Origin of the sequence: Streptomyces sp. NPDC006332, assembly GCF_040612855.1 — a bacterium.
Classification (GTDB): Bacteria; Actinomycetota; Actinomycetes; order Streptomycetales; family Streptomycetaceae; genus Streptomyces.
This window is the reverse complement of record NZ_JBEXRA010000003.1, coordinates 253229-267098: the sequence shown is the minus strand read 5'-3', so window position 1 is coordinate 267098 and position 13870 is coordinate 253229. Positions and strand designations below refer to the sequence as shown.

Annotated in this window: 10 protein-coding genes; 7 read left to right on the top strand and 3 right to left on the bottom strand. The window is 69.0% G+C overall.

Annotated elements, in window-relative coordinates; translation table 11 throughout:
- Positions 1-49: 49 nt before the first annotated feature.
- Positions 50-1942, bottom strand: a complete 1893-nt coding sequence (locus ABZ027_RS04925) for an NAD-binding lipoprotein (protein WP_356764394.1) — start codon at positions 1940-1942, stop codon at positions 50-52.
- 296 nt (positions 1943-2238) lie between these two features.
- Between ABZ027_RS04925 and ABZ027_RS04920 the strand changes: the two genes are divergently transcribed.
- From ABZ027_RS04920 to ABZ027_RS04905, 4 genes are all read left to right on the top strand, one after another.
- Positions 2239-4242 (top strand): FAD-dependent oxidoreductase, encoded by a 2004-nt coding sequence (locus tag ABZ027_RS04920; RefSeq protein ID WP_356764392.1) that lies wholly within the window; start codon positions 2239-2241, stop codon positions 4240-4242.
- A 712-nt stretch (positions 4243-4954) separates the two neighbouring features.
- A complete protein-coding gene (locus ABZ027_RS04915; RefSeq protein WP_356764390.1) occupies positions 4955-6214 on the top strand; it encodes a nucleotide sugar dehydrogenase in 1260 nt (419 codons plus the stop codon).
- A gap of 113 nt (positions 6215-6327) precedes the next feature.
- Entirely contained in the window at positions 6328-6492 is a 165-nt protein-coding gene (locus tag ABZ027_RS04910) for a hypothetical protein (RefSeq protein WP_356764389.1), read from the top strand.
- The gene (locus ABZ027_RS04905) at positions 6485-7780 is read left to right on the top strand and encodes a glycosyltransferase (RefSeq protein WP_356764387.1); all 1296 of its coding nucleotides are present in this window, start codon (positions 6485-6487) and stop codon (positions 7778-7780) included. Before ABZ027_RS04910 ends, ABZ027_RS04905 begins: the two co-directional genes overlap by 8 nt.
- 149 nt (positions 7781-7929) lie before the next feature.
- Here the strand turns inward: ABZ027_RS04905 and ABZ027_RS04900 are convergent, their stop codons facing one another.
- Positions 7930-8328, bottom strand: a complete 399-nt coding sequence (locus ABZ027_RS04900; RefSeq protein ID WP_356764385.1) for a VOC family protein — start codon at positions 8326-8328, stop codon at positions 7930-7932.
- Between the two features lie 465 nt (positions 8329-8793).
- On the opposite strand from ABZ027_RS04900, the gene ABZ027_RS04895 reads away from it, so the two are divergent.
- On the top strand, positions 8794-10197 hold the full coding sequence (locus tag ABZ027_RS04895; protein ID WP_356764383.1) for a prolyl oligopeptidase family serine peptidase: 1404 nt from the start codon (positions 8794-8796) through the stop codon (positions 10195-10197).
- A 244-nt stretch (positions 10198-10441) separates the two neighbouring features.
- Positions 10442-11713: a discoidin domain-containing protein gene (locus ABZ027_RS04890; protein WP_356764381.1), complete on the top strand. Its 1272-nt coding sequence runs from the start codon at positions 10442-10444 to the stop codon at positions 11711-11713.
- Between the two features lie 70 nt (positions 11714-11783).
- Here ABZ027_RS04890 and ABZ027_RS04885 read toward each other — a convergent pair whose 3' ends face one another.
- The gene (locus ABZ027_RS04885) at positions 11784-12305 is read right to left on the bottom strand and encodes an ATP-binding protein (RefSeq protein ID WP_356764379.1); all 522 of its coding nucleotides are present in this window, start codon (positions 12303-12305) and stop codon (positions 11784-11786) included.
- A 694-nt stretch (positions 12306-12999) separates the two neighbouring features.
- Between ABZ027_RS04885 and ABZ027_RS04880 the strand changes: the two genes are divergently transcribed.
- Complete coding sequence (locus tag ABZ027_RS04880; RefSeq protein WP_356764377.1) at positions 13000-13353, top strand: hypothetical protein; 354 nt, start codon at positions 13000-13002, stop codon at positions 13351-13353.
- Positions 13354-13870 lie beyond the last annotated feature (517 nt).

Below are 13870 nucleotides of genomic sequence, written 5' to 3'. Positions count from 1 at the left end.
TCGGTCTCTGCGCGGCCCCGGGCGACGGGCCATGCCGTGAGAAACCCCGTCAGTCCCGCGCGATCACGATCACTTCGTCGCGCTCCGTCCAGCGTCGTCGCTCGCTCTTGTCCGGGTTGATCCGCACTCCGTGGTCGGGAACGGCCGTGGCTCGGTCGTGGCGGCGGTAGCCGATGGCGCATTCGCGCCGCTGCCGCGCCGCGGCGACGACGGTGGCGAAGGACGCCTCGCAGCCGGGCAGGACGTACGACGTCGCCGGTCTCAGGTGGACCTGACTGCCGGTGAGGGAGAACAGCTCCTCGAACACGGCGGCCAGGTGCCGGTTCTGGGAGATCTGCGCCATCAGCAGGCCGATGAGCTTTCCGCTGATGATCACGTCGGACCCGGGGCTGATCGGCGCGAGCGTCCGGTTGCGGTCGTCGATCATCTCGGTGACCACCGGCAGCTCCTGCCCGGTCTCCTGCTGCAGCTGTTGCAGAACGAGGAGGGTGACGAGGGTCCCGTTGTCGGCGTCGTCGGGCTGCTGTCCCGGGGCGGGGTCCGGACCCAGAACCACGACACTGTCGTACGAGTCGATCTCCAGGCACCGCAGTGTCTCGGGCCGGGTGACGTCTCCAGGCCGGAACGTGATGCTCAGCCGAGGTGCGAAGTCCGCGTGGGCCTCCCGTAACTGCTCGGCCGACACCTCCTTCCCGTCCGCCACCACGGCGATGACCGAGCCGTGCACGGCAGACCGGCCCAACTGGTCGACTATGAGCGAGGCCCGCCGGTTCCAGCCGAGGATCAGGACCCGTTCGGGCCGCGTGTTCCCCGGCTGCCAGGGCGTCATCACCGCCTCGTCGACCAGCCCGCAGCAGTCGCTGAGCCGCGCGGTGTCATCGTCCCGCGTGATGACGATCAGCTGGTCGCCGGGGCCGATCAGGGTCTGCGGCGGCGGGTTCAGCAGGGGCCTGCCGTCACGCAGCAGGCCCACCACGCTGGAGGTGGCGTAGGCCAGCAGCGCGTCGCCGAAGGAGCGGCCGGTCAGGGCCGGATCGAACGTGAGGTAGAACTCGTCTCCGGCGAAGTCGAGGAGGTCGCGGTACACGAGGGAGAGTCCCGGGCGGCGGGCGGACTGGACGATCAGCCGGGCGGTGATCGCGTCGCTTTCCAGAACGGTGCCGTGCGTTCCCGCGGCGAGGGAGGCCGCCAGCCGGTACCGGTCGTCTCTGACGGCGGCGACGACGGGTGGCCCTTCCTGCTCGCCGAGGGCGGATCGCAGCGCCAGCAGCGTCTTGACCACTTCCGGGTCCGCCGACGGATCGTCATGGGGCAGCACCAGCACGGCGCTCGCCGCGCCGGGGTTGGCCAGGGCCAGCAGAGCCGGGTCGGTGGGCGGACCGCTACGGCAGATCAGCCGGGTACGGCCGGTGGCCCCCACCTTGCCGCTGAGGGCCTCCTCCATGCCGGTCTTGTCCCGGTCCGCCAGCACGGCCACCGCGCCGTACCGCTGGTTGGCGTTGGCGGCCACCAGTTCGCTCACCACCGTGAACACCTGCTCGGACCAGCCCAGGACCACCGAGTGCCCCTGCTCGATGACGGTGGAGCGGCCCCGCCGCAGCGCGGTGAGCCGCTCGGTGAGCCCGGTGGTGATCAGACCGACGAGGGTGGAGACGTACACCAGGGCGACCAGGGCGAGCAGCACCGACAACAGCACGCGCAGCAGCGGGCCTGTCGCCCCGCCGAGCCGCAGCGTCTCACCGGTGAGACGCCAGACCGCTGCCAGCCTCCCCGAACGGGTCGCGGGCGCGTGCGGGTCCGTCCACACCAGCACGGCGCTCGCCGGGAAGACGATGACGAGGCAGCCCAGGGCCAGCCAGCCGACGAGCGCGGAGGTGCCGCGGGCCAGCGTGGTGTCGAACCAGTACCGTGCCCTGCCCTTGAGTGAAGCCGTTCGTCCCACGCCTGCCCCCCTGTTCCGGCGGGGCCCGGCGGCGGCAACCGTGCCGCCGCTCCGGACTGCCCCGCCCGTCCCCCCACCGGCCGCGCCCGGCCACGCGGCCACCTGGAAGTGTGCCGACGAGTCGGCCGTGACACGCGGACCACCGTCTGAGGTTCATCCCTTCGGGGACATCGCCGGGGAGCCGCTCCCGTCCAAGTCCGATGCGGCGTCAGTGGTTTGACCTCGGCATCGCTCGTTCGGGGCAACGCCGCGACGCAGGTGGGCGGGTCGTGTCGGCCGACCGGTAGAAGTGCGGCATGACTGAAGATCACGAGGCCGTCTCGGCAGGTTCAGGTCTGTCCAGGCGTACCTTCACCACGGCGGCGGGAACGACGGCGGCGGCCACGGCTCTGGCCGGCGCTCCCGCCACGGCGACGCCCGCACGGGCCGTCCCTGCCGCACCAACGCCCACCAGGGGCGCGGACTTCGACAGATGCCTGGCGGTGGCCCGGGCCCTACTGGTCGTGGACGACCACGACCGCCCCCTGGTTCCTCGCTACGAGCGCGTACTCAAGGACGGACTGCCCGCCCGGCGGACGGCCACGCCCAAGAAGGTCCTCGTCATCGGGGCAGGCCCGGCCGGCCTGGTGGCGGCGTCGCTGCTGAAGCGGGCGGGCCACCACGTGACCGTTCTCGAGGCGAACGGCAACCGGGCGGGCGGACGCATCAAGACCTTCCGCCGGGGCGGCCACGAACGGGCCGCGCAGCCCTTCGCCGACCCCCGCCAGTACGCCGAGGCCGGCGCCATGCGCCTGCCCTCCAGCCACCCGCTGGTGATGGGTCTGATCGACCAACTGAACCTGAAGAAGCGGCGTTTCCACTACGTCGACGTCGACGCCGACGGCCGTCCCGCCAACCGCACCTGGATCTACGTCAACGGCATCCGGATGCGGCGCGAGGAGTACGCCCGCGCACCCCGCCGCATCAACCGGTCCTTCGGCGTGCCGCGCGCCCGCTGGGACACTCCCGCCGCCGCCATCCTGCGGTCGGTGCTGGACCCGGTGCGCGACGAGTTCAGCACCGTGGGCGCCGACGGCAAACGGGTCGACAAGCCGCTGCCGGAACGGGTGCAGGGCTGGGCCAGGGTCATCCAACGCTTCGGTGACTGGTCGATGTTCCGCTTCCTGACCGAGCACGCGGGGCTGGACGAACGTACGGTCGACCTGATCGGCACGCTGGAGAACCTCACCTCACGCCTGCCCCTGTCGTTCATCCACAGCTTCATCGGCTCCTCCCTCATCAGCCCCGACACCGCCTTCTGGGAGCTTGAGGGCGGCACGGCGGTACTGCCTGACGCACTACTGGCGCAGGTGCGTGACACGGTCCGCTTCGACCGCCGGGTCACCCGCGTCGAGTACCACGATCCCGACCGCCCTTCTTCCGACGCCCGGCACGTCGGCGCCAAGGGCCCCCGGGTGTGGGTGGACACGGTCTCCGAGGGACGCGACGGCCAGGTGGTGCGCGAGCAGTTCACCGCGGACGCCGCCGTGGTCACCGTTCCCTTCTCGGGTCTACGGCACGTGCAGATCAGCCCTCTGATGTCGTACCGCAAGCGCCGCGCGGTCACGGAACTGCACTACGACAGTGCCACGAAGGTGCTGCTGGAGTTCAGCCGCCGTTGGTGGGAGTTCACGGAGGCGGACTGGAAGCGTGAGCTGGACCGGATCGACCCGAAGCTGTACGACGCCTACCGTTCCGGTCGCGCACCCGCCGACGGCAGCCTGCTCGGCGCCCATTCCTCCGTGCCGGCCGGCCACATCACCCCGGCCCAGCGCACCCACTACGCCGCCAACCGCGCCGTCTCGCGCGACCAGCCCGAGGCCGTACACGTCGTGGGCGGCGGCTCGGTGTCGGACAGTGCCAACCGGTTCATGTACCACCCCTCCCATCCGGTGCCCGGCAGCGCGAGCGGAGTGGTGCTGGCCTCCTACAGCTGGGCGGACGACGCCCTGCGCTGGGACTCCCTGGACGAGGAGGCCCGCTACCCGCACGCCCTGTGCGGACTGCAGCAGGTCTACGGCCAGCGCGTCGAGGTCTTCTACACCGGCGCCGGACGCACCCAGAGCTGGCTGCGCGACCCCTATGCCTACGGCGAGGCGTCGGTCCTGCTGCCCGGCCAGCACACCGAGTTGCTGCCCTCCATCCCGCTGCCCGAAGGCCCGATGCACTTCGCGGGTGACCACACCTCCCTCAAGCCGGCCTGGATCGAGGGCGCCCTGGAGTCGGCGGTCCGCGCCGCGCTGGAGGTCCACACCTCGTGACCTGACGTAACTCGTCATCACGACGCCCGCTGCCCTTCGACTTGGGCAGCGGGCTTTCCCATGTCACGACCCGACGGTGGTACAAGGGGCGCATTCCGGGAGCGCGTAATCTTTCGAAACGCAACCACTCCAGATGTCGCGAATCGGCAACAGGCCTTCCGTTTCCCGATCTGTTGTTGAATCCTTTATCATGTGCAGTGAGGGGGAGTTGTGAAGGCTTCCCGTACCTCGGCACAGCCGTCCCCGTCGCGGGATCGCCCTTTGGTGGGTGGGCTGCGGACGACGCCGTCCGCATGACCGACTGGACCCGAGACGCATCAAATCCCCTGCTACATCCATCATCCAGCGTCGTATCCGACGGTGTACGTGGACGATGCATCAACTCATAGGTCTCGAATAGGTAAAGAGACTTCCGCTTCCGGGCGGCTTGTTGAACCCTGGAGATCCACAAATGAGGGGGAGTTGTGAAGATCGCCCGGCGTATCTGACGCACGGTTCAGGCAGGGGGCCTGGACCGGTCTTCGAGCCGGCGATGACTCAACTGGGCGTCACCGCAACCCGACGGGGGGTTGCAGCAAACGCTGTACAGCCCAGCGCATCACGCAGTATCCGACGCCGCGACCGCCTGATTCAGGACCAGGGGGCCGCATTCAGGGGCGCCGTTCCCGGGGCCGCCATGCCGGCGGACCGGCTGAAGGTGAGGAAAACCACCATGCACATCTGTGTTCTCGGGCAGGGATATGTCGGCCTGCCCCTGGCCTTACGGGCCGCCGAGGCCGCTCACACCGTGACCGGATACGAGCCCGACACGCGGCGCTGCGCTCAACTGGCGGCGGGGTCCTCCTACATCGAGGACATCGAATCCACGCGCCTGCAGGACCTGCTGCGCTCGGGGGCGTACAAGCCCACCGACGACCCGGAGGACCTCAAGGGCTTCGACGTCGCCGTCATCACCGTGCCCACACCGCTCACCGACCGTACTCCGGACCTGAGTTGTGTGCGCGATGCCGCCGGTGAGGTGGCCCTCCGGCTGGAGCCGGGCGCGACCGTGGTGCTGGAGTCCACCACACACCCCGGCACCACCCGCGACGTGCTCATACCCCTGCTGGAGGAGGGCTCCGGCCTGACAGCGGGACGGGACTTCCACGTCGGGTTCAGCCCCGAGCGCATCGACCCCGGGAACCCCGCCTGGCGGCTGGAGAACACACCCAAGATCGTCGCCGGGCTCACCGAGGCGTGCCTGAGTCAGGTGAAGGCCTTCTACGACACGGTCACCGACGCCACCGTACCGGCCTCAGGGCTGGAGGAGGCAGAGCTGGCCAAGGTCTTCGAGAACACCTACCGGCACGTCAACATCGCGCTGGTCAACGAGCTTTCCCGGATGGCGCACACGCTGGGCGTGGACGTCTGGCACACCCTGGAACTGGCCGCGACCAAGCCCTTCGGATTCACCAAGTTCCTGCCCGGGCCGGGCGTCGGCGGGCACTGCCTGCCCATCGACCCCGTCTACCTCAGCCACCACGTCAAGACGCAGCACGGGCAGACCTTCCGGCTCATCGAGCTGGCGCAGGACATCAACGACAGCCAGCCCGACTATGTGGTGCGCCGCCTGCAGGACGCGCTCAGCCGCCGCTTCCGCCGCAGCGTGCACGGCGCTCGCGTCCTCGCACTGGGCGCCGCCTACAAGCCGGGGACGGCGGACGCCCGCCAGTCGCCGGCCGTGCAGGTCATCGACCGCCTGCGCGACATGGGCGCGGACGTCACCGTCGTGGACCCCTATCTGCCGGACGGCGGATCACGGGAGATCCCCTTCGCCGCTGCGGGCAACGACGCGAGCGTCGCCGATTTCGACGCGGTCGTCCTGCTCACCCCACACGCCGAGTTCGACCTGGTCCAGGTCGCCGCCGAGGCCGCCTACGTCCTCGACACCCGAGGCGTCATGGGGGCGGCACCGCACGTCGAGCGGCTCTGACGGCCACGACCGCCGTTCGGCAGCGCGCACGCGGACCCCCGTGTGTGCCCGGCTGCCCCATCAAGCGCATCAATCACAGCTTCAACAACAATGAGCCAGAGGTAGGAATCACCATGGGTTACGACGACGGAGCACTTGCCAGAACCGGCGTGGGAGCGATCACGCTGTTCGGTGCGAGCGTCTCGCTGAACTGGATACTCGCCATCGCGGTGGCGCTCGTTCTGCTCGGCTCCTTCACCTACCGGGCCGTCACCCGGCACCAGCGAGGGCGTGTCTGACGTGTTCGATCACAAGTCCAAGCGGGGCCGGCGTGCTCCGTGGCAGACCTGGGTCTGTGTGGCCGCCGCTCTGGCGGCCACCGCCTGGACCCTCATCTACCACCTGTACTGGAGCGCCCAGCCCTGGGGAACAGCGCTGGTCTTCTACTGCGCCGTCACCGCCGTACTCATCTATTCCCTGGCCGCGGTGGTCAAGGGGCGGAGTTTCAGCCACCTGCCCGCACATGACGGCCGGGTGCTGGCCATCGTCCCGGCGTACAACGAACCGGCCGAGGCCCTGTACAAAACCGTGTGGGCGCTCATCGACCAGGTGCGTCCGCCCGAGGCGATCCATGTGGTCGACGACGGTTCCAGGGTTCCCGTGGTCCCGTTCGAGCATCCCTTGGTCACATGGCACCGCCAGGACAACGCGGGCAAGCGCGAAGCCCAGGCGCACGTCTTGCGGACGGTCGACCCGTCGACGTATGACCTCGTCATGACCGTCGACTCGGACTCGGTCGTGCACCGCATGGGTCTGTGGCATTGCCTGAAGGCCATGTCGGACGTGCGAGTGCAAGCGTGCACCGGCCTGACGCTGGTCTCCAACCGCGCGCACAACCTGCTGACCCGGGTGATCGACGTAGAGATCGTCACTTGGTGCTTAGTGACGCGCATGGCCCGCTCCCAGGTCGGAGCCGTCGCACCCACGTCCGGCATCCTCGCTGTCTACCGCAAGGAACTCGTCCTGGACAATCTGGACGACTACATCAGCTCCGGCACGGCGGGGGACGACCGGCGCCTGACGCACTACGCGCTTCAGCGCGGCCAAGTGGTGGCCGTCAACGAGGCCTGGGTCTACAGCAACATGCCCACCGACCTGAACGAACTGTTCACCCAGCGGGTGCGATGGTTCAAGTCGTACTGGCGCTACGTCGGCTGGGAGCTGACCAACTTCTCGGCGGCTCCTCTGTTCTTCCGCCTCTACGGTCTGGTCGTCACCGCGACCACGCCGATCCTGTACGCATGGGTCTTGTTCGTGCTGCCCTACCACACCGACAACAAGCTGCTGTTCGTGCAGGGCCTCGGCTACTGGCTCATCATGACCTATGCACAGACCGGCATGTACGCGGCACTGCGCCCTGAGCTGACGGTCAGCCAGAAGCTTGTGGCGTGGCTTTTCCTCACTCCTCTGGTGACCCTGCTCAACCTGTTCGTCGTCCGCCCCGCCATGTACTGGGCCCTCACCCAGGCGCGCACCACCCACTGGGGCACGCGCAAAGTGCCGGTGCCATCGGTGGAGCAGGCCTGAGGCCCAGTCGGAACAAGGGAAGGGAAAAAGGACGCGCCCCACAGCCCACGAGGCGGACATCTGCTGGGGCGGTCGCCCCCTCGACCTCACGGCCTGAACGACCCTCCGACTATGCGATCGACCGCGCCAAGGTGTTCGCCTGGCTCCGCTCACCCCAAGCGGTCGGCGACATACGTCGCGAGTGTCTCTCGGGACGGATGTCCCCAGCCGATGCAGAACGGGTGCCCGGCCGGATCCGCGTACACCTGGTGCCCCTCGACGGCATCGAGATCAGGAGCCGGTTGAAGAAGCCGGGCACCCAGGGCGATCACCTCTTGGTGCGCAGCTCGCGGGTCGTTGACGTGCAGGTCGAGATGAACTTGCTGGGGGGTCGTGCCGTGCGGCCAGTCGGGCGGGACGTGGTTCGGCGCCCGCTGGACGCCGATCCGCCACTCTCCGGCAGCGTCGATGACACTGTGCCAATCGTCGTCCTCGAAGACGTGCCCGCCGAGCACGCCGACCCAGAACGTGCTTTCCGCATGGAGGTCGGCCGCGTCGAACACGATCACCTGACGGACCATGTGCATACCGCGCACACTACGCGAGCGCGTGCCTGCCGGACAGCTCGTGCCAGGCCTGGCCGTGACCGGACCCGGCGAACGTGAATGGTCACCGCACCAGCCTGTGCAACCCCGCGGTGCGGCTCGCGGCGCGGCCGGCAAGCCGCACCCACGTGCATTGATGCGCCGATCGCATGCACAGATCTCGGTCTCGATCCTGGACACCGATCCGGTACCGCTCCGAGACTCTCGCGTAGCACCTCGGTCTGCCCCGTCGGCCGCCGCCGCGGGTCGTCCCCCCCCCCGAGAAAGCGAGCGTCGCATGCCGACAGACCCGTGTTTCGCCGCAGTGGCCGTCCTGCTGCCGTGCACCATGACCGGACACACCCCCGCTCCCACGACCGTCGCCCGGCCAACCGGATCCACACGCAGAGGCATCCGGTCCGGATGCCCCACCGACTGAGACGAGGGCCCATGGGACACATCACCAGACGTACCCTCCTCGCCGGCACGGCAGGTGCGGTCACGGCGCCGGCCGTGAGCACGGCAACCGCTGCGGCCGCCGACACCACGACGGTCACATCTGCAGGACGACAAGCGGCCGGACTCAATCCGGTCCTGCGGACGGACCTCGTCACGCGGGTGACGCCGAGGAACAACTGGCTGGTGACCGCCGTCGCCATCCAGTACGGGCACCCGATCGACTTACCAGGCGCGGTGATCCCGCCCTCCGCCTTCGAGGTGAAGGCCACGGTGGGCGGGCAGACCGCGGCTCGCACGGTGACCCGGGTCTACTCCAACTCCGCCGCCGAAGTGGACGACCGGGCTCGTCCCGGACGGCCGGGGGACCGGCTGATCGTCGAACTCGACCCGAACGACGCCAACGCTCGGGCCGCCGGCACCGATCCCCTTCCGCTGGACCGGGCGTACTCCGTCAGGCAGGTGGCGGACGTGCGTGCCCCGGGAGGCGAACCTGTCCTGAAGGCCGGCCCGTTCGCGAGCCGGAACGACGACGTCATCACCCCGGTGGTCGACCGCTTCACCGCCGGTTCCTTCACCGACTCCGCCGGTTTCGAACTCGACTTCCGGCTGTACCAGCCCGAGGGATACGTACGTGATCCTCAAACGCGCACGCGGTACCCGCTCGTCGTCACCCTGCACGGCGGTGGCGAAGTCGCGGACAACAACATGACCCAGCTCACCTCCAACCGGGTCGCGGTCACCTTCGCCACACCGCAACGGCAGCGCCGCAACCCCGCGTTCGTCCTCTCTCCGCAGATTCCCCTGCCTCGGCCCATGGACGGACCCGACGGCACCGACTGGACCGACGCCAAGGTCCAGGCCGCGCTGAGCGAACTCATCGACACCTTCGTGGGCGAGCACTCCCGGAACATCGACAGAAGCCGGCTCTATCTCGTCGGCCTGTCCTCGGGCGGGCGCGGCATCTACAGCCTGCTGGCGAAGCGCCCCGACGTGTTCGCGGCCGCCCTGCCCACGGCCGGCTGGGGCGATGCGGCCACCATGGACCGGATCACACACATTCCGATCTGGGCCGACCACTCGGTCGACGACCCGGTCGTCCCCTACCGTGAGGGCCGGTTCGGCAATCCCGGAACCTGGACCCTGATGAACGCGCTGGAGACCGCCGGCGCACGAGTCGTCCGTGCGGAGTGGGCCAACGATCTGCCGAAGGCCCAGTTCGAGGCCCGCTCCCGGGCGCTCCTGAGGCAGGCCCGGGCCACCCACAGCCACGTACTGTTCACCAGCTACACGCCAGGAACGACGCCGGTGAACCCGCACCTCGCGTGGGGTCAGACGTATGAGAACGACGTGGTCATCGACTGGCTCTTCGAACAGTCCCGGCCCCGTTCCGGGTGATCGCCGGTCACAGGATTCCCCCTCCTCGTCCGCTCCGGCCCGCCCGGGTCACGAGGGTTCCGGTCGTCTCTTCTCCTTCCGCACCGTGAGAGCTCGCCTTCCGGCTCGCTCCGGCAGCGCTTACAGTGCGGGCGCACCTCGCTGTCCGGTTACCGCGCTCCCACCGCATTCCGGAGGTACAACGATGCGTCCACGCAGTCCTTCAACCCTCGCGACCGTGCCGTTACGGACGCGGTCCCGGCCCATGACGGCACTGATCGCGCTGGCCACCGCCATCGGCTTGGCCCTGACCCTGCTGACCGCCGCCGCGCCGCCGGCGGCTGCCGCCGACCTGCTGTCCCAGGGCAAGCCCGCCACGTCCTCGTCGACCGAGAACACCTCCACCCCCGCGTCGGCGGCGGTGGACGGCAACCCCAGGACGCGCTGGTCGAGCGCCTTCAGCGATCCGCAGTGGCTGAGAGTGGATCTGGGTGCCACCGCCGCGATCAGCCAGGTGGTGTTGCGCTGGGAGGCCGGGTACGGCCGCGCTTTCCAGGTCCAGACCTCCGACGACGGCACCGCCTGGAGCACCCTCTACTCCACCACGACCGGCGTCGGCGGCGTGCAGACCCTCGACGTGAACGGCAAGGGCCGGTACGTCCGCGTCCACGGCACCCAGCGCGGCACCCCGTACGGCTACTCGCTGTGGGAGTTCCAGGTGTACGGCTCCCGGGGCGGCACCCCTCCGGGCAACGGGATCCCCGACCCGACCACCGCTTCCCTCGAGGCCGCCGACGGTCCGCTGCCCACGGCCACCTACACCGTGCCCCAGACCACCGGATACGGCTCCGGCACCGTCACCTACCCGACGACCGGCGGCGCGTACCCGGGCGTCGTACTGATGCCGGGCTATCAGGGCACCCAGCAGAACCTGCAATGGCTCGCACCCCGCCTCGCCTCATGGGGCTTCGTCGTCATCAACGTCGGAACCAACACACTCACCGACGATCCCGAATCGCGCGGCCGCCAGATCACCGCCGCCGGCACCCAGCTACTGGCGCTCGGCAACGCCTCCGGCAACCCGATATCGGGGAAGCTCAACGGCACCCTGGGGGCCGCCGGTCACTCGATGGGGGGCGGTGGCGTCATGGCGGCCCTCCGGGACGACCCGCGCTTCCGGGCGGGCGTGCCCACGGCCCCGTACCACACGAACCCGAACTTTTCCGGAGTGACCGAGCCCACCTTCTTCCTGACGTGTGAGAGCGACCCCGTCGCCAACGGCGACAGCTACGCGGTGCCCTGGTACAACTCCATGTCCCAGGCCGAGAAGCTCTACATCGAGGTTCCCGGCGACCATCTGTGCCCGATGACCGGATACGGCAACAAGGCCAAGCAGGGCAAGTGGATCGTGTCGTTCTTCAGCCTCTGGCTGCGGGCCGACACCCGCTTCAGCCAGTTCCTGTGTGGTCCGGCACGTGACGCCGACAAGAACAACACGTCCCTGGTCACGCAGTGGATGGACACCTGTCAGTTCTGACCCGCTCGCTCGGAGCGCTGCGCGGCCCCGCCGACGTGGCGCTCCGAGCCTGCACCCGCTCCGGTGCTTGTCACGGAATCTGCCGTGTCCCACCGGAGAGGGAGGCGGGCGGAAGGCTGCCGCTCGTAGCAGTTGCCTCGTCGGGCGCCAGGCGTAGATGGGCAGTGATCTGCTTCCCGCGGGCGTGGACCGTAGAGACGACTCTGTCGCTGACCGTGTGCACGATGTGAAGGCCGTGGCCGCCCACCCGGTGCCGATTGCCTTGCCTCACCCTTGGTGGCTCGGTGGAGTTGTCCCACACGGTGATCGTCAGTTCTTCACTGGAGAGGTGCACGCTCAGCCCGCAGGGACCGGGGGCGTGCCGGATGGCGTTGGTGATCAGTTCGCTGACGGTGAGTTCGGCGTCCATGGCCACGAGTGCGGGAACAGGGTCGCGGCCGGTGTGCGGGGCATGAGCGAGAAAGGCGCGAAGGGCCTGGCGAGCGTCGATGGCGCAGGCCGCACCATCGGTCCACACCGCGCTGCAGCGTAGCGTGGTGAGCTCGTCCGTGCCCCGCTCATCTGCCGCCTGCTTCATAAGCGGGATGACCATGTGGGTTCTTTCGTTGTGGTCGCCGCTCCGGGCGGCTTTCGGTCGTGCGTATACCCGGACACCGCCGGTGCACACGGTGCGCAGCCTCCCGATGCCCGACACACGGAGTGCCGCGAGGGTGAGCACGACGGAGAACCGCTTCGGGGCTGTGACACTTGCGGGGCCCGCTGCGCTATGACCAGTAGGGCCATGACCACGGCCCTTCGCAAGACCCGCTCTTCCCCCGTGAGCGGGTCTTGCCCACGGTGCGGGCAGGTGCCCTCCCCCCGGTCGCCTGCCCGCTCCGTGGCCGCCCCGATCCGCGCACCCGCCCCTGGCGGCAGTGTGATCGCGACACAAGACGGCAGACGCGGTACGTCCTTCAACCGCCGCCGCTCGGCGTATGCGCCGACCTCCCACCACCACGCCCCGCCTCAGGCCCCGGTTCGGACACGGCACCGTCAGCCTGCTCTGCGCCTGTCGGCCGTCCTCCAACACCCGCAGGACAGCTTCGTCCGTGCGGTTCGCAAAATGCCTCCCAGCGAACATTTCGGTAAGTCGCCGGATAGGAAGCCATATTTAGGCCTCCGCTGGTGCGGGTGTAACACGATGGCCCCCGCAGGGCGCAGAAGTAGGCGGAAAGGGTCACTGGCCGAAGCTGAATCTCGGTTCCGGGACGACCTGCCGACAAAGCGCATGCCAGATCGGATTTACTGTGAACAGCACCGACCCGGTTTCCGGATATCAGCCCTACGACCAGCCCCCGAGGCCCGACCACGCCACGCGCTACCAGGCCGGGACACGGCGGGCAGCCCTTGCGATCTGCACGATCGCTGACATCGCGGCCGGTGTGCTGGGCCTGTGGATCGTGCTCTACCTGCTCGACGCCAACCAGGCCAACACATTTGTGGAGTTCGTGCGAGGAACTGCGGACTGGTTGTCCGGGTGGGCACAGGATATTTTCACCATGGACACAGACGGCCTACGTGTTGTCCTCAATTATGGTCTCCCGGCCGTCATATATTTGCTGATCGGTCATGGGATTGCCGCCCGGCTCAACCGGGCCTGACGGAATTACTGGCAATCACCCAAGCCGGAATGAGCACGACATCGGAAGGAACAGTGCTGTGACACCTGCTCCCAGCGGAAGCGATCACGTCCCCATCTACGAGGACTTGGTCCGTGAACGAGGCGACGTGGTGGCCGAGGCCCAGATGGCCGCCGATCATACGCAGCACCAGGCAGCCGAGCTGCTCGGCACAGACCATGCCGACCAGCCGTACCTGCCGACTGCATGACAGGTAGTGAGGGTCTCCCCGTAAAGGCGCCGACGCGAACGGCGACGGCGCGACCTGCGCGGTCGCCCGTTCGGCGCTGAATCACCGTCCATGCCGGGAAGCCCGGCAGACGGAAGAGGAGCCGGCGCGCTGCTCGCAGGGGCAGACGGTCGTGCGAAGCCGCCCGCGCCCAGGCCCTGGCGGCGGGGTTCCACCGCGCGGACGTCGCGGAGGGACCAGGCCTGACCCGCGCCGCTCCCGGCGCGCCCTGCCCCGCCCACGAAGAGAGCCGCAGCGACGAAGGACGGA

Coding starts and splice junctions, on each gene's coding strand:
- ABZ027_RS04920 (WP_356764392.1), top strand. CDS start 2,239: ATGACTGAAGATCACGAGGCCGTCTCGGCAGGTTCAGGTCTGTCCAGG.
- ABZ027_RS04885 (WP_356764379.1), bottom strand. CDS start 12,305: ATGGTCATCCCGCTTATGAAGCAGGCGGCAGATGAGCGGGGCACGGAC.
- ABZ027_RS04895 (WP_356764383.1), top strand. CDS start 8,794: ATGGGACACATCACCAGACGTACCCTCCTCGCCGGCACGGCAGGTGCG.
- ABZ027_RS04915 (WP_356764390.1), top strand. CDS start 4,955: ATGCACATCTGTGTTCTCGGGCAGGGATATGTCGGCCTGCCCCTGGCC.
- ABZ027_RS04890 (WP_356764381.1), top strand. CDS start 10,442: ATGACGGCACTGATCGCGCTGGCCACCGCCATCGGCTTGGCCCTGACC.
- ABZ027_RS04910 (WP_356764389.1), top strand. CDS start 6,328: ATGGGTTACGACGACGGAGCACTTGCCAGAACCGGCGTGGGAGCGATC.